15 protein-coding genes are annotated in these 20,957 nt (G+C 69.4%); 10 read left to right on the top strand and 5 right to left on the bottom strand.

Translation table 11 applies throughout. The features are described from left to right. Positions 1 to 71: 71 nt before the first annotated feature. The 3 genes from DMH01_RS19845 (at position 72) to DMH01_RS19835 (ending at position 4,073) form a co-directional block, all read left to right on the top strand. Positions 72 to 1,415 (top strand): FAD-binding protein, encoded by a 1,344-nt coding sequence (locus DMH01_RS19845; RefSeq protein WP_125678698.1) that lies wholly within the window; start codon positions 72 to 74, stop codon positions 1,413 to 1,415. Positions 1,416 to 1,447: 32 nt separating this feature from the next. Further along, on the top strand, positions 1,448 to 2,194 hold the full coding sequence (locus tag DMH01_RS19840) for an EI24 domain-containing protein (RefSeq protein ID WP_125678697.1): 747 nt from the start codon (positions 1,448 to 1,450) through the stop codon (positions 2,192 to 2,194). An 85-nt stretch (positions 2,195 to 2,279) separates the two neighbouring features. Further along, entirely contained in the window at positions 2,280 to 4,073 is a 1,794-nt protein-coding gene (locus tag DMH01_RS19835) for a collagen binding domain-containing protein (protein ID WP_125678696.1), read from the top strand. A gap of 260 nt (positions 4,074 to 4,333) precedes the next feature. On the opposite strand, the gene DMH01_RS19830 is transcribed toward DMH01_RS19835, so the two are convergent. Beyond that, the gene (locus DMH01_RS19830; RefSeq protein ID WP_125678695.1) at positions 4,334 to 7,318 is read right to left on the bottom strand and encodes a family 16 glycoside hydrolase; all 2,985 of its coding nucleotides are present in this window, start codon (positions 7,316 to 7,318) and stop codon (positions 4,334 to 4,336) included. Between the two features lie 155 nt (positions 7,319 to 7,473). Here DMH01_RS19830 and DMH01_RS19825 point away from each other — a divergent pair, with 155 nt between their 5' ends. Genes DMH01_RS19825 through DMH01_RS19800 form a run of 6 tightly spaced genes read left to right on the top strand, consistent with a single transcriptional unit; the run spans position 7,474 to position 15,643 of the window. After that, complete coding sequence (locus DMH01_RS19825) at positions 7,474 to 8,787, top strand: hypothetical protein (protein ID WP_125678694.1); 1,314 nt, start codon at positions 7,474 to 7,476, stop codon at positions 8,785 to 8,787. After that, positions 8,784 to 9,839, top strand: coding sequence for a hypothetical protein (locus DMH01_RS19820; protein WP_125678693.1), 1,056 nt, complete (start codon positions 8,784 to 8,786; stop codon positions 9,837 to 9,839). The genes DMH01_RS19825 and DMH01_RS19820 overlap by 4 nt, the downstream gene beginning before the upstream one ends. Continuing rightward, positions 9,826 to 12,867: a hypothetical protein gene (locus tag DMH01_RS19815; RefSeq protein WP_233621601.1), complete on the top strand. Its 3,042-nt coding sequence runs from the start codon at positions 9,826 to 9,828 to the stop codon at positions 12,865 to 12,867. The genes DMH01_RS19820 and DMH01_RS19815 overlap by 14 nt, the downstream gene beginning before the upstream one ends. 58 nt (positions 12,868 to 12,925) lie before the next feature. Then, on the top strand, positions 12,926 to 13,453 hold the full coding sequence (locus DMH01_RS19810; RefSeq protein ID WP_125678692.1) for a hypothetical protein: 528 nt from the start codon (positions 12,926 to 12,928) through the stop codon (positions 13,451 to 13,453). A gap of 9 nt (positions 13,454 to 13,462) precedes the next feature. Then, the gene (locus DMH01_RS19805) at positions 13,463 to 14,308 is read left to right on the top strand and encodes a DUF3592 domain-containing protein (RefSeq protein WP_125678691.1); all 846 of its coding nucleotides are present in this window, start codon (positions 13,463 to 13,465) and stop codon (positions 14,306 to 14,308) included. 21 nt (positions 14,309 to 14,329) lie between these two features. After that, on the top strand, positions 14,330 to 15,643 hold the full coding sequence (locus tag DMH01_RS19800; protein ID WP_125678690.1) for an MFS transporter: 1,314 nt from the start codon (positions 14,330 to 14,332) through the stop codon (positions 15,641 to 15,643). On the opposite strand, the gene DMH01_RS19795 is transcribed toward DMH01_RS19800, so the two are convergent. Then, positions 15,636 to 16,451 (bottom strand): hydrolase, encoded by an 816-nt coding sequence (locus tag DMH01_RS19795; RefSeq protein WP_233621600.1) that lies wholly within the window; start codon positions 16,449 to 16,451, stop codon positions 15,636 to 15,638. The two genes, DMH01_RS19800 and DMH01_RS19795, sit on opposite strands and share 8 nt — an antisense overlap. Before the next feature lie 80 nt (positions 16,452 to 16,531). Beyond that, on the bottom strand, positions 16,532 to 17,128 hold the full coding sequence (locus DMH01_RS19790; protein WP_125678689.1) for a DUF6801 domain-containing protein: 597 nt from the start codon (positions 17,126 to 17,128) through the stop codon (positions 16,532 to 16,534). A 356-nt stretch (positions 17,129 to 17,484) separates the two neighbouring features. On the opposite strand from DMH01_RS19790, the gene DMH01_RS19785 reads away from it, so the two are divergent. Next, the gene (locus DMH01_RS19785; protein WP_125678688.1) at positions 17,485 to 18,267 is read left to right on the top strand and encodes an adenylate/guanylate cyclase domain-containing protein; all 783 of its coding nucleotides are present in this window, start codon (positions 17,485 to 17,487) and stop codon (positions 18,265 to 18,267) included. 196 nt (positions 18,268 to 18,463) lie between these two features. Here the strand turns inward: DMH01_RS19785 and DMH01_RS19780 are convergent, their stop codons facing one another. Both DMH01_RS19780 and DMH01_RS19775 read right to left on the bottom strand, forming a co-directional pair. Beyond that, positions 18,464 to 19,852 (bottom strand): Gfo/Idh/MocA family protein, encoded by a 1,389-nt coding sequence (locus DMH01_RS19780; protein WP_125678687.1) that lies wholly within the window; start codon positions 19,850 to 19,852, stop codon positions 18,464 to 18,466. 174 nt (positions 19,853 to 20,026) lie between these two features. Next, a complete protein-coding gene (locus DMH01_RS19775; RefSeq protein ID WP_125678686.1) occupies positions 20,027 to 20,722 on the bottom strand; it encodes a nitroreductase family protein in 696 nt (231 codons plus the stop codon). Positions 20,723 to 20,957 lie beyond the last annotated feature (235 nt).

Genomic DNA, 20,957 nt, shown 5'->3' with positions numbered 1-20,957 from the left:
TCGCAGCGGGACCGCCGGGTTCGCGTCGGTGAAAATCGCCTATGTCCGCCCGTTCTCGGTAGCGTGCGGGCATGACCGACGAGATCCTGCCCGCCATCGCCGGAGAGATCCTCACCGGAGAAGCCGCCCTGTCCGTGGCGGGAAAGGACTGGGGGAACCTGATCCACACCAGGCCGGGGCTGGTCGTGAAGCCCGCCTCGGTGACCGACGTGGCGATCGTGCTCAGGTTCGCCGCCGCGCGGGGCCTGCCGGTCGCCGCCCGGGGAGCGGGGCATTCGCCGTACGGGCAGGGACAGGTCGAGGGCGGGATCCTGCTGGACATGACCTCGCTGCCGCCGCGCAGGGTGGTCACCGGCGATCTGGTGTCGGTGGACGCGGGCGCCCGCTGGCGGGAAGTGCTGGAGACGACGTTGCCGCACGGGCTGGCACCTCCGGTGCTCACCGACTATCTCGAGCTGACCGTCGCCGGCACCCTGGTGGTCGGCGGGATCGGCGGCGCCACCCACCACCACGGCACGCAGACCGACGGCGTGGTGGAACTGGAGGTCGTCACCGGTGCCGGAGAGGTGCTCACCTGCTCACGCGAGAGCGGCAAAGACCTGTTCGACGCGGTCCTCGGCGGCCTGGGGCAATGCGCGGTGATCACCCGCGCGACCCTGCGGCTGACCCCGGCCCCGGCGCGGGCCCGGCGGTGGAAGCTCTACTACGACTCGCTTCCGGCCTTCTTGGCGGACCAGCGTGCCGTGGTCCGTGACGGTCGTTTCGACTACGTGGAGGGCCAGCTGATCCCCGTCGGCGAAGGCTGGCGGTACATGCTGGAGGCGGTGGCCTACTACTCGCCGCCCGCCGCGCCGGACGAGGAAGCGTTGCTGGACTCGCTCGGTTTCGACGAGTCCGAAGACGAGGACACCGCGTATTTCGGCTTCCTGAACCGGATGGCCGACGGGGAGGCGGCCCTGCGGGCGGAAGGAAGCTGGTTCCATCCGCATCCGTGGCTGAACGTCTTCCTCACGGACGACACGGTCGAGCGGTTCGTCGCCGAAACCCTCGCCGCCACCGGCGAACCCGAACTGGGTGCCACTGGCCTGGTCCTCCTTTACCCGGTGCGGAACGACCGGTTGAAGACTCCGCTGTTCGCCGTGCCGCCGGGGGAGATCTCCTGGCTGTTCTCGCCGCTGCGCGTCGGTTCGCCCCGAGATCCGTTGCACAACGCGCGGTTGGTGGAGCTCAATGTGGACCTCCACCGGAAGGCGCTCGACCTGGGCGGCAAGGTCTATCCGTCGAACGCGCTGCCGATGTCCACAGAGGACTGGCGCGCGCATTTCGGCGGAGCGTGGCCGAAACTCGCCGGCGCCAAGGCCCGGTACGCGCCGGGAAACCTGCTCAATCCGGGTCAGGGCATGCTGGTGCCCTGACCGGCCATCCCGGACACTGGTAGAAATGTCCGATGCGGGATTTCTTCAAGGGTTTCCGGATGTTCGGGCAAGGCCTGGGCATCCTTCTGCGGTCGCCGAGACTGCTGCTGATCGGCGCGCTGCCCGCGTTGCTGACCACGCTGTTGCTGATCGGCGGTGTCGTCGCGCTGGCGTTCTGGATCGATGATCTCTCGCTGCTGCTCACCCCGTTCGCCGACGACTGGTCGCCGGGCTGGCAGACGACGATCCGGGTGGCGGTCGGCGTCGCGGTGTTCGGGGCGGCGCTGGCCATCGCGATGATCGGGTTCACGGCGATCACCCTCGCCGTCGGCGGGCCGTTCTACGAACACATCGCGGAGAAGGTCGAGGACGACCTCGGTGGCGTGCCCGGCGCGGTGGATCTCTCGGGGTGGCGGTTGCTGGTGCTGGGCCTGAAAGACGGTCTCGCACTCGTGCTCCGCTCGCTGCTGTTCACGATTCCGCTGCTGTTCGCCGGCTTCATCCCCGTGGTGGGACAAACGGTCGTGCCGGTCCTGCTGGCCTTGGTGACGGCGTGGTTCCTGGCGCTGGAACTGATCGCCGTGCCGTTCTATCGGCGGGGGATGGGGTTGAAGCAGCGTCGGCCGCTGCTGCGCCGTCACCGTGCGCTCGCGCTCGGGCTGGGGCTTCCCGTGTCGCTGCTGTGCCTGATCCCGTTCGCCGCGCTGATCGTGATGCCGGTGGGCTTCGTCGGCGGTGTGCTCGTCGCCCGCGAGGTCCTCGCGGCGGAGACGGCCTGAGGCTCCCCGGCCGTGTCTGTGTCAGATGACGCAGACACGGCGGCTCCCCGGCGCCATCGTTGGCGGACACTGAGGGGAGCTTCCGATGAAGAGAGCATTGTTCCTGGCCGCCGCCATACCGATCGCAGCCCTGCTGACGACCGGACCGGCGGTCGCCGACGAGGGAATCGTGGCCGGGGTGGTCAAAGCCGCGGCTTCCGGCGAGCCGGTCGCCGGAGCGTGCGTGACGCTGTTCGATCTCGACCTGAAGGAGACGGGCTCGGCGTGCGCGGGTGCGGACGGCCGCTACGAGATCACCGGCGTCGTTCCCGGCAAGTACAAGGCACGCGCGACCGCCGCCGGATACGCCGAGCTTTGGGCGTACAACAAGGGAAGCGCGCTCGCCGCGGAAGTGCTGGACCTGCCCCACGGACTGGACTTCGGGTTGCGGCAAGGCACCGCCACCGTCCGCGGGCAGATCACCGACCAGGGAAAGCCCGCCGCGGGGGCGTCGGTGAGCCTCACCGACCAGAACCAGCGGTGGTGGTCGACGGTCCTCACCGCGGCGGACGGCACGTACTCGTTCAGCGGCGTGAAGGCGGACACCTACACGATGGCGATCACCTACGGCGATCGCACGCAATGGATCCGGCAGAAGTCGAGCTTCCCGGCGGCGGAGACCTTCGCCGTCGCCGATGACCAGGTCGCCGTCGTCGACGAGGCCATCGCACCGTACGGGAAGCTCCGAGTGATCGCGACGGACGAGAAGACCGGCGCGCCCGTCGCGGGTGCGTGCTCGCAGGTCGAACAAGGGCATCCGCCCCAGCTGCGGAAATGCGCCGGCGCGGACGGCGTCATGCTCTACGAGGACATGCCGCCGTTCGGCTACTACTCGTTGAGCGTCTGGGGACCGGATGGTTCCTATCAACCGGTGAACTGGGAGCGTGTCCACCTGGCTCCGGGAGAGACCACCGAATTCCGGGCGTCGATGAAACCCGCCGCTTCGATCGTGACCACCGTGCGGGACGCGAAGACCAAGGCACCGCTGGCGCGGGTCTGCGTCGACACCTACGCCCTTCCGGTCGTCGGTGTCCTCGACGCCGACTATCTGTACCACTGCAGTGACGAGAGCGGGAAACTGGTGATCGGGCCGATCGAGCCCGGCGCGTACAAGCTGCTGGTCAAATCGCTGGACGAGCGTTACGGCATGCAGTGGGCCGGGGCGGACGGCGGCACCGGCGACATCGGCCAAGCCCGCACGGTCACCGCCGAACTCGGCAAGGTGGTCACGACGCCGGACATCAAGATGGATCCCGCCGGGACGATCACCGGCAAGGTCACCGATCGCGCCACGGCGGCCGCGGTGGGCGGCGTCTGCGTCTACCCGTACGCGGTCGATCCCCGGATCGGTTTCCGCTTCGACGTGAACTGCAGCCGGAGCGACGGCACCTACACGATCAAGGGCCTCGGACCGTACAAGTGGCCGCTGGAGTTCGCCTCGTCCCGGGGCGACTACGCGTGGCAGTGGTCGGGAGGCGCCGCGGACCGGTTCGCCGCCCGTCCGGTGCGGGTGCGGCCCGGCGCGACGGTGACCGAGAACGCCGCGCTCGTGCCGAACGGCTCGGTCAGCGGACGGATCCTCGGCGCGGACGGCAAGCCGACCTTCGGGTACGTGTACACCTACAACGCGCGCACCGGAGACATCGTCGACTGGACCACGCCGGACTCGAACGGGCAGTACACCGTCAACGGCCTCACCACGGGGAACGTCAAGATCAGATACTACACGAACACCGAGTGCTGGTACCGGGGGGCGGCCGATTTCGCTTCCGCCACACCGATTCCGGTCACCGCCGGGCAGATCACCGGCGGAGTGGACCTCGGCCCCTGCCGCCGCTGAGCCTGGCCGGTCGTGAGTGATTCGGGTCGTTCCAACGGCCCGAATCACTCACGAGGACAAGCAGGCGTTGTCGCGTGACTGAACGGACGACACGCGTGTCGTCCATCCCAACACGTGTGTCGTCCGTTCAGTCACGCGAAACCGCCAACCGCGCACCGGCAACGTTTGGTCCTTAAGACCTTGCCTCCCAGTACATGAAGGCCCCCTTCCTGTACCTAGGCGCAAGGAAGGGGTCCTTCATGTACTGGGGAGAACGCGTCCTAGCCGATGGGCTCGATCCAGATGTTGCGGAACCGCGGGTTCTCACCGGGATCCCCGTGGTCCTGCAGCCGGATGGCGCCCGGTGCCGCGCTCTCCGGGATGCTGTCGCCCGTGCCGCCGTCGATCGCCACGTCGTTGTGGACCACGACGCCGTTCCAGACCACGGTCACACGGGCGTTGTCGGTCTTGTTCCCGGCACCGTCGAACCGCGCGGCACGGAAGGTGACGTCGTAGGTCTGCCAGGTTCCGGGAGCCGTCGCCATGTTCCGGTCAGGTGCCTTCTTCGAGTAGATCGCGCCCGCTTCGTTGTTGGCGAGCGTGGTGTCCCCGAAGGACTCGAGCACCTGCAGTTCGTAGCGTTCCTGGAGATAGACGCCGCTGTTGCCCCTGGCCTGCCCGGTGACCTCGGGCGGATAGTTCGGCTCGTTCCACTCGACGTGCAGCCGGAAATCGCCGAACTGCTGTTTCGTGCGGATGTCCCCGCCGTTCGACTCCATCGCGCCGCCCGAGACCGGCCAGGTCGCCGCGCCGCCCGCGCGTTTCTCCCACGCGTTCAGGTCGGTGCCCTTGAACAGCTGGATACGTTGCGACTCGGTCAGGGTGAGGCTGTCGAGGTTGACGTTGCCCGCGTCGCCCGTCTCATAGCGGTAGGAGATCGTGTTCGACCCGGCCTTCAGGTTCAGCGTCTCGGGTTGCGTGTTCCAGGTGTCCCAGTTGCCGGTACTGGCGAGCCTGACCTGTTTCACCTTCGTCCCGTTGACGTGGACGGTCACCGATTTGGTCCCTGGCGCGGGATCCGGGCCATTCGAGTAGCGCAGGGCCGCGTTGTAGGCGCCGGACTTCGGTGCGTTCACGGTGAACGTCGTCGCGGCGCCCTGGTTCCAGTAGCCGTCGACGAATCCGGTGCCCGTATAGCCGGCGTGGTTCGTGTTCGTCCCGGCGCCGCCGCTCAGCGCGGCCCGCTCGGCCTCGTAGGTCGTGCTCGCCGCCGGGCCGCCGACCAGTGAGTTCAGCGTGTACCAAGCCTCGGTGCTCCAGAGCGCCGCACCGGATTCCGCCGCGAACGGCCGCGGCGATCGCACATGGACCACGTGCCCGGCCTTCAGCCCCGCCACCTGCAGCGTGACCTTCTTGCGGTCGGCCGAGAGGCTCGCGGACGTGACGGACAGGGTCTGCTCGTCGATCTTCGGTCCGCCGTACGCGGGTGTGGGCTGGTAGCGCCACTGCTGGGCCTGGTACTTCGCCGCGAGGTTCTGCGCGGTCTCGGCCGACAGCGGCTGGGTGTACTCCAGTTCGAATCCGCCCGCGACGGCCCGCATCGCCCGGATGTCGAAGGCGTTCGTGCCGTTGGGCGTCACCTTCTGGAGGCCGTAGGCGAGTTTGCCGGGCTGGCCCCAGTTCCCGCCGCCGTCGATCCCGCCGGTGTAGATCGCGCCGTCGGGGCCGAGGCTGATCCGGCTGACACCGGACTCGAGTCCTTGCGTGAGACGGAAAACGGCGCCCTGGTACTCGCCGTTGACCTTCTCCAGGAACGCTCGCTGGAGCCCTCCGTAGGTCACGTCGCCGTACACCATCTGGCCGGCGAACGGACCCTGCGAGAGCATGACCATGTTGCTCGGCGAGTTCGCGATCTCGTTGTGCGGCAACCACAACACCGGCGCTGTGACGGGCTTCGAGTCGAACGGGCCCGAGGGATTGGTGTAGTGGTTGAAGAACCGGTCCTGCTTGACCCGCACCAGCTTGTTCGCCGGCAGCCAGCCGCCCTGGTTGTCCGTGACGAAGACGTCGCCTTCCGGTCCCCAGCCGATGCCGTGCGGCGTGCGCAGCCCACCGGCGATGTAGGAAACCTTGCCGGTCGCCTTTTCGACCTTGATCGTGGTGCCGCGGTTCGGCGCGGGCTGCGGATCGGTCGTGGCGCCGCCGTAGTTGATGGACACGGAAAGGTTGGCGTAGAAGAATCCGTCCTTGTACAGCAGGCCGAACGCGAACTCGTGGAAGTTGCCGCCGAACGGCCAGGTGGCCACGGTGCGGTAGTCGTCGGTCACGCCGTCACCGGTGGTGTCGTTCAGTTCGACGAGCCGCGTCTTCTCCGACACGTACAGCTTGCCGTCGACGTACTTGACGCCCATGGGTTCCTTCAGCCCGCTGGCGACGCGCTGCGTGCGGACCTTGCTCGGGTCGGTGTTCCCGCTGACGTTGCTCAGCAGGTGGACCTCGCCGAGGGTCTTGTCGGAACCGCCCCAGGTGGCGATGGCGAGCCGTCCGTCCGGCAGCCAGTCCATGCCGGTGACCTGCGGCTGGAATCCGTCGGGTCGCAGATTCGTCAGCGTGAAGCCGGGGTGGACGCCGTTGAGCGGCAGGCCGTCACCGGCCGAGTCCGTGGCGCCCTCGCATTCCTTGCGCCCCGGCGAGGTCACCCGGACGACGTCGGCATCGGTGCTGAGCACGGAGTTCGGCACGAGCGCGAAGTCCGCCGCGCCGGGTGGCCGCCATTCGAGGGTGACCTGCTGATCGTGGAGGTTGTCGAAATGGTCGATCCGCAACGCGTGATAGCCGGTGCCCAACTGGACCGAACCGGTCGCGGGGGTCGCGCCGTGCAGACCGTCGTGGTTGATCACCGTCTGGCCGTCGATCCGGAGCCGTGAGCCGTCGTCGCTGGTGAGCCGGAATTCGTACTGCCCGGCGGTGGTGATGGTGATGTTGCCGATGACCTCCGAGACGAACTGCTCGTTGAGCCCGAAGTCGGCGGTGGCGGTCCAGTTGATCGTCGGCATCAGCTTGTCGACGTTGGGCGTCTGGCCGGATTTGATCGTGCAGAGCTTGCTGAGCTCGCGTTGCAGGTCGTACGTGCGGAGCGTGACACCGGGTTGCTGGGGTGGGATGGCCGCTTCTGCCGGGGCTGTCACCAGCCCGGACACTGCCGTGACCAGCGCCAACGAGGCGACGATGGTCCGGTTGAAGCGCTTGCGGACGGACGGAAGCATCGTTGCTCCTCGGGTCGGCGGCGGAGCACCTCTGTGACGTCGCTGAACCTAAGAGGACTTTCGATTGAAGTCAACGAAAGTATGTACAGAACGGACGAAAGTTAGGCCGAACGGTCTCTCGGATAGAGTTGCGGCCGGACGTGGGGGGAGGGCGAGTGACCAGGGGATCGGACGAGTCCCGGCTGCGGTCGGCCGTTCTCGCGCGGGCATGGGCGAGTATCCCCGGTGTGGAAGTCCTGTCGTCGGCCGACGGCGGTCCGCTGACCCGGACGATCAAGAAGATCATCGACCCGCTCGTCGTCCGCACCGCGGCGCGGCCCCGGCTGGGGCGTCCCGTGCTGGACGCGGTCGCGGCGGCGGAGTTGACGGAAGTGCTGCTGGCCGACGCCGACAGGTTGCGCGCGACGGCCTCGTGGTTCACCCACCTCAAACGGCAGCGCCGCGCCCTGCGGATCACCGCGGGCAACGTCCAGGACGTCTGTTTCCCGCTCGCCTATGAATTGGCGACGGGTTTCGGCTCGCCGGGCCCGGACGCGGCGGAGACGGCCGCGGCGGCGTTGCGGGATCTGCACGGTGAGGGCGGCGCGGTGGGCGTCGATCAGCTCACCTCCTACCTCTCGGATCCGCGGCACTCGGCCGAGCTCACCGCGGAACTGCGGCGCCGCTGGCACGCCGAAACCGCTGTACCGCAAGACATCGCCGCGCTCCGGGCGTTCGTCGACGGTCTTTCCGACTCCGCTTGGCGTTCGCTCGCCGATTCGGCGGCGGGGCACGCTTTCGGGCTGATGCTGCGACAGCCGGGCGGGGCCCGGGGCTTGAGCGAAGTCGTCCAGGAGATTTCGGGGCTGCGCGCGCCGGATCTCGGTCTGCAGCGCGGGGATCGCACCGCCGTCCCACCACTGAGCCGGAGCGACGAAACCGGAGCCGAACTCCTGGAGCGCAGTGTCGAGCGACGGGTGCGCGCGACCCTGCGCCGTCTGCCGCTGGACGAGCGGGCTCCCGTCGCCGAGCTGGTCGACGACGAACTCACCCGGATCGCCGCCGGATTCGGGCTCGGCTTGCCCGCGCTGGCCGCGTGTTTCGCGCTCGGTGTCGTCCTCGCGCCCGCGCTCCGGCCACTCGATGGCGCGGCGCCCGCCGGTGTTCCCGAATTCGCGCGGCAGCTCAACGCGCAGGTCGCACGCGAGGGTTACGTCCTGCACGCTCGCCGGGCTCTCGCCGGTGCCACGCCGCTCACTCCGCGGCCCGACCCCGAACTCCTGCGCGATCTTCGCGAATTCGCCAAGCACTTCCTCAGCAGGCTGTGGGTGCGGCTGCACGGCTTCGACGTCCGCGGCGACCTGCCCGCCGACGCCGCCGACGTCCGCGACCTCGTCACCGGGGTGGTCCGTTCGACCTCGCTGGACCTGCGGACGAAGGTGCGGCGCGCGCTCACGGCCCGTCTGCCGGAGCTGGAGGCCGTGTCGTGACGCATCCGGTGCACACTCCCGTCATCGCGGCCGACGGCGGCCTCATCCGCTTCGGCCTGGCCGATCTTCTCGCCGGCCGGACGGCCACGATGCACCTCGAACTCACCGACGCCGCAGCCGCCGAACCCTGGCTGACCCGGCTCGCGGGCGCCGAGGCGAGCCTCGCCGCGCTCGACCAAGGTCAGGCGGACCTCGTCGCCAAGCCTGAACTCGGCAGGCTCGCTTTGCTGCTCTGGCTGCGTCGCTGGTGGCCCGCCGGACCGTCGCTCGGAATCCCTTCGTTGGATCCGGCTTTGCTGGACCTCGAAACGGCGGTCGCCACGGCGGACGTGGAGGACGTGGCCGAAGGTCTACTCGACGAGTTCGAAGCATCCCCGGCCGAACTGTTCGACGCGGCGATCGCGGACGGCGCCCTTCTCGCTGCCGCAGTGCCGGTCGCCGGCGGAGCCCGGGACTTGTGCACTCGCCTCGCGGCTTGGTTCGACGACCAGGACGACGTCGTGCGCGCCGAAGCGGCGGCCGAAGTGTCGGCACGGCTGGAAACGGCGACAGCCGGTCAACGCGAGTACGCGCTGGCCGCGGGCCTCGATCCGCTCGCACCCGGCGAAGGGGTACTGGCGAGCGGACGCGCGAGCGTCGATTGGGCGCGCGTGCCACCGGGGATCCTGGACGCCGGCGAGGACACGGTGACCTGGCGGATCGTCGCGGCTGCGGCAGCGACAAGGCTCGAAGCCGTCGTCGCGGGCGCGTTCGCCGACGCGGCCATCACCGCGTTCGCGAGTCACGAGGGCGAGCCGTTCGCGGAGGTGCCGCTTGAGCTGGGCGCCGGACGGTTCTCCGGCACGGCGGAGCTGGACGAGACCGCGGCCAGGCTCGCCGCCCGGGTCCACAGTGGACAGATAGCCGTCGTCGTCGGCGTCGCGGGAGAAGGTGTCGCCGGGACCACGGCGGAAGACCGGGCGGAAGTGGTCGCGCTCGTGCGGGCCCGCCCGCCGGAGGCCAGGACGCTCGCCGAACGGGCGGCGGCCGCTTCCGCCGATGAGGAGTTCTGACGTGCTCGTCGGCATGCCACCGCCCCGGAACCGACCGGACCGGCCGCTCCCGCCCGAACTGGGCCCGGCGACCTCGCACGGTTACAACTGCCGTTGTGTCGCAAGGCATTTCGGCCTCGATCCGGCGCCGTACGGCGAACTGCCGGCGTGCTCGCTGTCCGAACGCCAGTACCGGAAGCTGCTCGTCGACGCGGCCAAGCTCCAGGACAAGGCCAAACGGCTCGCCGCCGCCCGGGACGTCGCCGGCGCGCACCGGACGTACGGCAAGATGCGGGAGATCGCGCAGCGGCTGGACCGCACGGATCTGGACCTCGCCGCCGTCAGCGACCTGGCCACCGTCTGCTATTCCGCGGGCGACCTGCGCAACGCGAGGCAATGCGCCGAGGCCGTGCTTCAGGCCTTCAAGGTGAGCACGGCCGCGATCGTCCACTTCGGACAGTTCGCCGAGATCCGGATGATCGAGGGCTCCCGCGAGGTCGCCGAGCGCGTGCTCATCTCCTTGTGCACGGAGGAAGGTGACGTCGCCAAGGCGCGGGAGCTGATCGCCGGGCAACGCCGTCGGGCGGCGCTGCGCAAGGAAGAGGGACCGGGACAGTACCCGCCCGAGTTGCTCGACGTGTACGGCGCGGACGAGCTGGAACTGCGGATCTTCGACGTGCGTGTCCAGATCGCCGCCGGGGACATGGCGGGTGCGCGGGCCGCGATCGAGGAGATCCTGACGGCGTTGGACGCCATCGCGGAGATCGACGAGATCCGCGGGCAGGTGGCGGCGCTGCAGGCGATGGCGCGGGCCGAGCGGGCCCGCGTCCGCCAGGCGGGTGGCGAAGACGCCGACGCGCGCGCGGATCTGCTGCGGCTGAGCGCCCAGCACGAGGGCCGTCCCTTGGCCGCCAGGGCGAGCATCGAATTGGCGGCCGACCGGGCCTTCGGCGGCGACCTCCCCGGAGCGGTCGCCGCGATCGTCGCCGCCCGCGACGAACTCGCGGACGCGGGTCTGAACGGCGACGTCGCGGAGGCAAGCCACGCGCTGGGCACACTCCTGCTGTACGCGGGTGATGTCGCACAGGCCAGGGACCAGTTCGAGCACGCGGGAAAGATCTGGACGGCCAACGCCGACGTTCCGGGCCTGCGGCGCCTCGACGTTGCGCTGGCCCGCTGTGCGATGGCCGAAGGCAACTGGGCGACGGCGGGGGAGCACGTGGCCCGCGCCCGGGAGTCGGCGCGGACGTCGGGGGACTGGTCGGACCGTCTGCACACGGATTTCGTGGCGGCCACGATCGGCTTCGCTCACGGCGAAGACCTGCGCGCGGTGCTGGATCTGCTGCTCCCGCTCGCCCTCGCGGCGGCGGAGTACCGGTTCGAGTTCACTTCGCCGCAGGCACGCACGGCCTGGGCGCGCGACGTCGCCGGTCCGGCGACGGAAATGCTGATGGCGCTGCTGGCTCAGCTCCAGGAGCCGAGGCTGGCGGCGGAACTGATCGAGCGCACCTGCGCCGTCGGGGCGTACACGGGCGTGGAGGGACGCTCGCTGGACCTCACCGGCTCGCTGCCCAGCCTCGAAATGGCGCCGGTCGCCGAAGGGCTTCCGTTGGCGGCACTGGGTTCCGTGACGTCGTCGCTTCCGCTGCGGCTCGCCCCGCCGCCCGCGCTGCGCTGGTCGCCCTCGTCACCCATGGAGCTGGACCCGTGGCTTCGCCTCGCCGCCGAGCGGTACCAGCTTCCGCGCACGGTCACCGAAACCGTCGAGACCTGGCCGTCCGCGAAGCCCGGACGCGAGACCTTCCTCCTGCGCTACGCCGACGCCGGCCACACCTTCCTCACCTGGCGGACCGCCGAGGACCTCGACACCGTCCACACCCATCCGATCGAATTCGCCCTGGTCGGGACCGCTCGCCAGTTCTTGGACGCCGCGTCGCCCACACCACGCGAAGGCGAAAGCGCGGCCGACGCCGTCCGTCGCTCACTGAGCGCAGACGCCTTCGGCAGCTTCGAAGGCGAACAACGTCTGGCCCGCGTCCTCGCTCTCAACCTCCTGCCCGCGGATCTCGTCGAGCGGCTCCGGCGCGCCGCCGACGGTGGAACCCGCCCGCTCCTGCGGATCCAGCCGTCGCCGAGCCTCGCCGGTGTCCCGTGGGGGCTGCTCGCGCTGCCCGACAGGCGGGCCGACCACGTGCTCGAAATCGACGAGATCGGCGGCTGTTTCGACAGTGACGAGCGCGTGCTCGACGTCGCCGACGTCTCGCTGCTCGCCCCGGCCGCGATCCCGCGCCGCCCGCCTGCCGCCGACGGCCCGCCCGTCTATCTGCTCGACCCGCGAATCCCCGGGCAGAGTGCCTTCGGCGAGCTGGGATCCGTGCTCGGCAAGCAGGATCCGGCGTCGCCGCTGATCCGGCATCTCGACGAGCGGCTCGCCGACGGCCCGGTCCTTCCCGCCGCCGCCCGCGGGCTCGATCTGGTCCGCCGCACCGACACCGACCGCCGTCTGCTCGCCGAACTGCTGGCGGGCCCCTGTTCCCGGTTGGTGTTCGTCGGACACGTCAGCCGGGTCCGCGACGAGTACGGCGCGCAGACCGCGCTGCATCTGTCCTGTTCCGCCGACCTTCCGGGCACGGCCGCGCCGATCGGGACGCATCGGCCGTTCACCGCCGCCGACCTCGCACTGTCCGAAATGGACAGCATGCCCGCGAGGGTGGCGCTGATCGGCTGCGCCAGCGCGGGCGATTTCGGCCTCGCCGAACCGTTCGGTGTGCTGCTCGCCGCCGTCGCGGCCGGAGCGGGACTGGTGGCCGCCACGGTCTGGGCGTTGCCGACTTCGGCCGCGGTGCCCGGTTCGGACCCGATGTCCGAACTCGTCATCGCCGTCGACACCGCGCTCGCCGGGGACGATCCGGTCACCGAACTGTGCGCCTGGCAGCGGTCCCGCCTCGGTCGCTGGCGCGAAAAGCCCGAACCGGCGGCCTCGCCGGTCTTCTGGGCGCCGCTGACCTGCCTCGACGCGACCGACGACGGGAAAACCTGGGTTCGGTAGCGGGAGGGCCCGCCGAAGCTGTGTCCAGCACGAACGACACGGCGAAAGGCGGCACCCGATGTTCAAGAAGATCCGCGACAAGATCAACGACGCGACACAGCAGGGCATGGCGCGGGGTGAGCAGGACTTCCACCGCCACGCGGAACAGTTCCGGCAGGCCGCCGCCGCGCAGGGCCACGACATCACCCCGCAGCTGCCGACGCCGCAGCTGGCCGCGCAGGCCTTCCGGAGCCTCAACGCCGACCCGGACATGGCGGCGTTCCTGGCGCTGCCGATGGACGAGCAACTGCGTCAGCAGCAGGAACTCCAGGCCTACGGCACCGAACTGCGGCGGCTCTACGACACCTGCGAGCCCGCCACCCTGGTGGTCCGCGAGCTGGAGCCGACCGGCCGGAAGATCGCCGGGCAGGCGCAGTACACCGCGACGCTCGAGGTCACGCGCACCGACGGCACCACGTACCGGACGGTGACGCAGCTGATCGCGCCGCTGGCGACGATCCAGCAGTACGCGCCGGGCACCCGTCACGAAGCCCGCGTCGACCCCGCCGACCCGGCGAAGGTCGCCGTGTTCGGGCCGATCGGTTAGGCGGCGGCGATGTTCGGGACCTTCGAGTTCGGCCTGCCGGGAGATCCCCGGCAGGCCCGCAGCCCCGGCCTGCGGCTCTGGCTGCTCGGCGTGCCGACGACGCTCGCCTGGGCGGCGGCGGGCTGGTCCGGCGCCCTCGGGCTGCTGGACGGCTTCCGGTTGATGTCACTGAACCGCGTCGAAGCGTGGGGGCCCGACGCGGGCCCGGCGGTTTCGCTCGTCCTGTTCTTCAGCGTCTCGATCACGGTGGCGTCGTCGCTCGGGTTCGCGATGCTGTGGGGCGGCGGGATGTCGCTGCGCGGGATGGGCATCGGCTTCCGGGCGAGCAGCCTCGCCGCGTCCCTCGGTATCGCGCTGGGCAGCGGCGTCGCGATCCCGTCCTGGACGCCGCCCGAGGCGGTGGGGAAGCGGCTGCCGTCCGAACCGTGGACCGAGGTGGACTGGATCGTCTACTACGAGCCGTACCTCGTTCCGGCGGTGGCCGGGGTGACCGCGCTGGTCATGATCATGGTGCTGGGACGAGCGTTCGTCACCAAGGCCGAGGCGGACGACCGCGCGCAGGCGCTGGCCCAGACGGGCCGTCAGGTGCCGGGCCACGTGCTCGGCGTCGAGTTCACGAACGTCTGGGTGATGGGCAATCCGAGGTTCACCGTGCAGGTCCGGTTCCCCACGGACGACGGCGAGCGGACCGTCATCACGTCGATGATCACGCCGCCGATGCAGGCTCCTGCCCGAGGTTCGACGGTGAAGGTCACCTACGACCCGCTGAACCCCGACTCGGTCCAGGTGGATCCGGATCCGGCCGATCGGGCCGCCGGCGGAAACTTCGGTGCGTTCCTGCCTCCGCTGTTCTGATCGCCCTCTACACTCCCGCGGATGGACGAACAGACGGCAGAGGTGTCCACCGCGTCAGCGGTGCGCAAGGCGATGATCCGGCTGGTCCCGTTACTCGGGCTGCTCTACCTGCTCAACTATCTCGACCGGGTCAACGTCGGGTTCGCGGCGCTCACCATGAACGCCGACCTCGGCATCAGCTCGGCCGCCTACGGGCTCGGCGCGGGCCTGTTCTTCGTCGGGTACTTCTTCTTCGAGGTGCCCAGCAACGTCATCCTGCACAAGGTCGGCGCCCGGATCTGGATCGCGCGGATCATGGTCACCTGGGGCATCGTCGCCTCGGCCACCGCGTTCATCCAGGGCGAGGTCAGCTTCTACATCGTCCGGGTGCTGCTCGGGATCGCCGAGGCCGGGTTCTTCCCCGGCATCATCCTGTACCTGACCTACTGGTTCCCGCGTAAGCAGCGGGCGAAGATCGTCGCGCTGTTCTTCCTCGCGGTGCCGCTGTCCTCGGTCATCGGCAGCCCGGTCTCCTCCCTGCTCATCAAGCACGGTGACGGTGTCCTGGGCTTCGACGCCGGCTGGCGGTTCATGTTCTTCGCCGAAGGGGTGCCGTCGATCCTGCTCGGGGTGGCGGTGTTCTTCCTGCTGCCGAGCAAGCCGAAGGACGCGAAATGGCTGACCTCGGGCGAGCGCACGGCGTTGCAGTCGGCCATCGACGCGGAGGACATCCGTGAGGTCGGCAAGGAGGTGAGCACCCGATCGGCGCTGACCGATCCGCGGGTGCTCGCGCTGAGCGCCGTCTACTTCGGCATCATCTTCGGCCTCTACGTGCTCGCGTTCTTCCTGCCGCAGGTGATCAAGGGCTTCCAGCAGCAGTTCCAGACCAACTACAGCATCGTGGAGATCGGGCTGATCACGGCGATCCCGTACGCCGTGGCCGCCGTCGCCATGGTGTTGTGGGCGCGGCATTCCGACCGCACCGGCGAACGGGCGGGGCACGTCGCCATCGCCGCGTTCGTCGGCGCGGTCGCGATCGCCGCCGCGCTGTATCTCGGCTCGCCGCTGTGGGTGATGATCGCGGTGACCCTCTGCGCGGTCGGCGTGTTCACCGCGATCCCGGTGTTCTGGCAGCTGCCCAACGCCTTCCTGTCCGGAGTCGGCGCTGCCGCCGGGATCGGCCTGATCAACTCCTTCGGTAACCTGTCGGGCTTCGTCGGCCCCTATCTCACCGGCTGGCTGCAGGGTCTGACCGGGAGCTTCCGTGCCGGGATGTGGGCCGTCGCCTTCTTCATGGCGATGGCGGGCGCCATCGCGCTGACCTTCCGCGGCAAGGACAAACGCGCGATCAAGTGAGGTGGTCGAAGTCGCCGTTCACCCACCGGATATGGGTTTCGGCGCTTCGGCGCACCACCGCGCGGGCATCCTGGTCGATGGTGTCGCCGCCGAGGGTGTAGAGCCGGTCGTAGGAGAACTCGTCGAGCCGGTCGACGATACGGCGGACCACGGCGCCCGACAGCGGGATGTGCTTGGGGAAGTTGCGCTGGAACGAAACCCAGTTCGGCGCGAATCCTCCGCTGATCGTGTCCCCGGCCAGGATGCTGCCGTCCGGCGTCCTGGCCACGGCGCTGCCGCGCATATGCCCGCCGAGCCGGACGAGTTCGAGGCCCGGCAAGGGTTCCACGTGCTCGTCCCAGAATTCGAACGCCGGATCGGGAACGGGCAGCCATTCGCGGTTGCGTTCGTTGACCAGTACCGGGACCCCGCCCAGCGCGCGGCTCCAGCCGAGCTGGGCGCCGAACATGTGCGGATGGCTGGTGGCGATCACGGCGACGTCGCCGAGCCCGCGCACGACGTCGAGCACCTCGGTGTCCAACCAGGACGGCGGATCCCAGAGCAGGGTGCCTGCCGGGGTCACCGCGAGGAACGACCAGTGCCCGATCGCGAAATGCGGCTCCCGTTTGATGCTGTGCAGGCCGCGTCCGTGATCCCGGTGCAAGGTCTTGTGCGGCGCGGAGATCAGTTCCTCGTGCGTCCACCAGCGGCCGGTGTGCGCGCCGAGGTCGCCGGCTTCCTCGATGCCGACCTCGCCGCGGTCGAGAACGCACCGGGGAGGCTCGGGAGTGGCGGGATGTTCGATACCGCACCTGTCGCAAATCCACATGATCGACAGCTTGCGACCTCCAGTGCGCTGGAGGTCAAGACGCGTCTTCCCCCGGCTCGGCGAGCCGGGGGAAGACGGGGTCAGCTGACGGTCGTCTTGCCGAGGACGGCGTCCTGGTCGGGCGGGTCGAGCGCGAGCTGGACGTCGAACTCACCGAGCGAGCTGTCGGTGACGATATGCGAGGTCGCCGCGGCGTCCACGCTGCTGGTCGCCTCACCGGCGGGGGTGCCCGCGGGGATGGTGAAGTCGACCTTGCCCTCCGCGGTGAACTTGAGCGGTCCTTCGGCGGGCACCTCGGTGTCCGGGATCGGCAGCTCGATGGGGATCGCGATCTTCTGCTCGCCGAGCGCGATGTTCACCTTCGAGCTGATCGTGCCGGAGAGCTTCTTGGCGCCGACGAGCCGGAGCCCGTCGCCTGCGGCCTGACCGGCGTCGACGTCGAGGGTGAACGGCACCGAAACCGGCTCCCCGGCTTTCGCGGCCGCCGGGATTTCCGCCTTGACGACCACCGCCACCTTCTGGTCGCCGATGATGGGGAAGCCGCCCTTGTACGTGAGATTCTTTTCGACGGCGGCAGCGGTTCCGGCCGCGGCGAGCATGACCGTTCCGGCGACCGCGGCCGCGATCCCGGCCGCGCAGAACCGCCGAACACCCTTCCGTACGAGGGTTTCCGTCATATCTGGTCCTTTCGTCGTTGAATGGGCTCGAAAGCGAATGTAGGTGGAAAGTCACCAACGAGGAAAGGAAAAGATCTCTCGCGTTTTCTTTACGCTTCGATCTTGTCACGCGGAGGCGGAATGGTGAGTTCGTGAATTGTCATGCGGAAGAGGAAAGGGGAAATGGCGTCCGCGTTCTTGTCACCTCGGTGACAGGTGCGCCGGCCCCGGGGCGAGCGGGCTAGGCAGTGTCCGGCTGACGGCACGGGCGGGTGCGGCCGAGTACGACCCGGTACGAGGCCGACCCGCCCGCACCGTCAGGAGCCACCTGGATCACGAAGCCCATCGAACAGACTTGCAGGACACGGCCTAGTGTCTTGATCGTGACCGAACGACCCGAGCCGTGGCACCGCCGGACCCGCAGCTTCCTGCGCGCGACGGATCAGCGCGGCGAACTGGTGCGCGGGGCGCGGTTCCTCCGCAGGCTGGTCCCGGGTGACCCGCTGGCGCCGTCGACGGGCCGCTCGTCCGACCGGCTCGCCCGGCTGCTCGCCGAGGCGGGCGCGGACCGGCCCAGTGCCACCCGCGAGCTGGGGCTGGCTGCCGTGCAGGCCTGGCAGGCCGTCCGACGGTCCGGCGCGCACCCGGTGTCCGCGGACGGGATCACGGTGCTGTTCACCGACCTGGTCGGCTTCTCGACATGGGCGCTGCAGGCGGGGGACGAGCGCGTTCTGGAGCTGCTGCGTTCGGTCGCCGAGGTGACCGAATCGGTCGTCGCCGGGCATCGCGGCAGCATCGTGAAGGGACTCGGCGACGGCGTGATGGCCGTGTTCGCCGATCCGGGTGAGGCGGTGAACGCCGCGTACGAGACGTGCTCCGCCGTGAGCGTGATCAAGGCCGAGGGCTATCTCCCGCATCTGCGCGCGGGGCTTCACCGAGGGAATCCGCGGCGGGTCGGCGACGACTACCTCGGCGTCGACGTGAACATCGCCGCCCGCATCATGGCCGCCGCCGACGGCGACGAGGTGCTGGCCAGCGGAAGCGTCGTCGACGAGCTGGACCCCGGCGCGGTGATCGTGCGACCGCGCCGGAGCTTCCGCGCCAAGGGGACCCCGAAGGACCTCCGTGTCTACCGGGTCGTGCCTCGTTACTCCTCGTGAGTGGCCAGTCGTGTAGGGCCAGGTCCGTGAAGGCCTCCTTGAGGGACCCAGAGTCCCTCAAGGAGGCCTTCACGGACTCCAGGATCGCCACGTTCGACCCACCTGCACCAGCAGTCACAGCCGCTGCGCGTGAAGGCCCCCTTCCCTCGGCTCAGCCGAGGAAACTCGACCTTCACACCTTCACGAGCCGCAAGCCCTAGCCGGGCATCTCCGAAGGCTGCGAGTCCAGCCCCGCCCGCGGTTTCGTCCAGCCGCCACGCGTGAAGTCCGGTACCGCGACCGGTTTCCCGCCGCGTGCCAGGGAGACCACGCTCAACGGCACGGGGGAGCACCAGGCCGCCGAGTCGTAGACGTCGATGTCCGGCACCAGTCCGGCGCGCATCTGCTGCACGATCCGCCACTGCAGCACGTAGTCCATGCCGCCGTGCCCGCCGAGGTTCGGGTCGTCCTTGAGCTTCTTCCACAGCCAGTGGTCGTGGCGCTCGCGGTACGGCCCGAAGTCCTTCCACGCGTGGCCGCTGTGGTCGGGCTCGACGTAGATCCGGGCGGGGTAGTCCTCCACGATGCCGCGGCTGCCGGCGAGGCTGTTGATGCGGCTGTACGGACGCGGCGAGCTGACGTCGTGCTCGGCGCGGATGATCCGGCCCTGCTCGGTCTCGATGAGACAGGTCACCAGGTCGCCGTTGATGTAGGTCTCTTTCCACGACGGATGGCCCGGCGGCATGTGGCGTTTCCGGTAGTCGGCGAGCCCCTTCGGTTCGGTCGCCGTGGCGCGCAGCGTGGCGAACCGGTCGCCGCGGTTGACGTCCATGCAGGCGGCGATCGGCGCGAGACCGTGCATCGGGTAGAAGCTGGCGGTGCTGCGGGTGTGCCACTTCCGGCGCCACGCGTCGGTGTAGTACGTGTCGGAGAACAGCAGCTCGCGCAGGTCGTGCAGGTAGCCGCCGTGCCCGTTGGTGACCTCGCCGAAGACGCCCTCGTGCGCCATCTTGAGGATGGCCAGCTCATTGCGGCCGTAGCTGCAGTTCTCGGCGAGGAACAGGTGTTTGCGGGTCTGCTCGCTCGTGTTGACCAGGTCCCACAACTGGTCGAGCTCGGTGGCGATGGGCAGTTCGACGCCGACGTGCTTGCCCGCCAGCAGCGCGGCCTTGCCCTGCGCGTAGTGGAACTCCCACGGGGTGGCGATGTAGACGAGGTCGATGTCGTCGCGGGAGAGCATCTTCTTGTAGGCGTCGGCGGATCCGCCGTACTCGGCAGGGCGCGGGCGCCCGCCGGCGGCGAGTTTGTCCGCGGCGGCTTTCGCGCGCTCGGCGCGGATGTCGCAGACCGCGGTGACGACGGCGCCCGGGACGGCGCTCCATCCGCCGATCATGGACATCCCGCGGTTGCCGAGACCGATGAGCGCGATCCGGACGGTCTGGTGCCGCTCGAACGGGACCCCGATCATGCTGCGCTGACCAGGACGGCGGGGCGCGCTTTCCGCCTCTTCCGCGGCGGTCGCGCTCGTCGGGATCGCGGCGAGCGCCCCGGCGGCGAGCGCGCCGCCGAACAGTGTCCGCCGGGAGACAGAGGGCAGGTCGGCCATGAAGAACACTCCTTCGTGTCGCCTTCGGTGCCCAGACCTTGTCCAATCGCCGCCGGATATGTCAAGAGATGCGCCAAAGTGTGCAGTAAACTGCACTATTGCGCAATTTGCTTGCTCGTTGGCCGGTGTTTCGCGCAACCCGGGTGCGCGTACACACCCGGGCCGCGCGGGCGGTCACCGGCGGATCAGCACCTGGTCGATCGACTTGCGCACCAGGTTCGGCACCACGCAGTCGTCCGCCGGATAGCCGACCGGGATGACGGCGAACGCCTTCTCGTTCTGCGGCCGTTCGAGCAGTTCGCCGAGGAACCGCATCGGCGACGGTGTGTGCGTCAACGCGGCCAGCCCGGACAGATGCAACGCCGTGAGCAGCATGCCGACCGCGATGCCCACCGACTCGTCGACGTAGTAGTGCTTGTGCTTGGTGCCGTCCTCGTCGAGGAAGTAGCGCTGCTGGAAGACCACGATGAGGTACGGGGCGTCGGTGAGGTGGGTCTTGACGGCGTCGGTGCCCAGCGGGCGCAAGGCGGACAGCCACTCCTCGCCGAGCCTGCCCTCGTACGAAACGCGTTCTTCCTCTTCGGCGGCCTCACGGATCCGCTGTTTGGTCTCGGCGTCCTTGATGAGCACGAACGTCCACGGTTGCTGGTGTGCGCCGCTGGGCGCCGTCGCCGCCACCGCGATGGCGTCCACCACCACCTGCTCGGGCACGGGGTCCGTCGAGAACATCCGCACGGTGCGGCGGGTGTCCATGCGGCGGCGCAGATCGGCGGCGGTGGCCAGCGCTTCTTCCGCGGGCACACGCGCCGGACGGTAGGGCACCGGCTCGAAGGGGTCGCCGTAGGTCGGGGTCCACTGTGCTGTGGTCATGATGGCGATTCTGGCGGCGGACCCGGTTTTCGGGAAGCCCCGGAGCGAGGTTATGTCCCTGGAGTTATGCCGCCGTCTGTCCCAAGTGGACGGACGCCGGTCGTCGTAACCGGCGGGTGTTTCCGGTACCTAGAGCGCCACTCAGTGGTCGTCGCGGCGTAGAGATAGGTATCCACTGCACGACTTTCGTCGGTGTCAGGTTTCTCTTGCCGCGCACCAGAATCAGCACACCCGT

It is taken from the genome of Amycolatopsis sp. WAC 04182 (assembly GCF_003947465.1).
GTDB lineage: Bacteria > Actinomycetota > Actinomycetes > Mycobacteriales > Pseudonocardiaceae > Amycolatopsis.
This window is presented reverse-complemented; position numbering and strand designations above follow the sequence as displayed.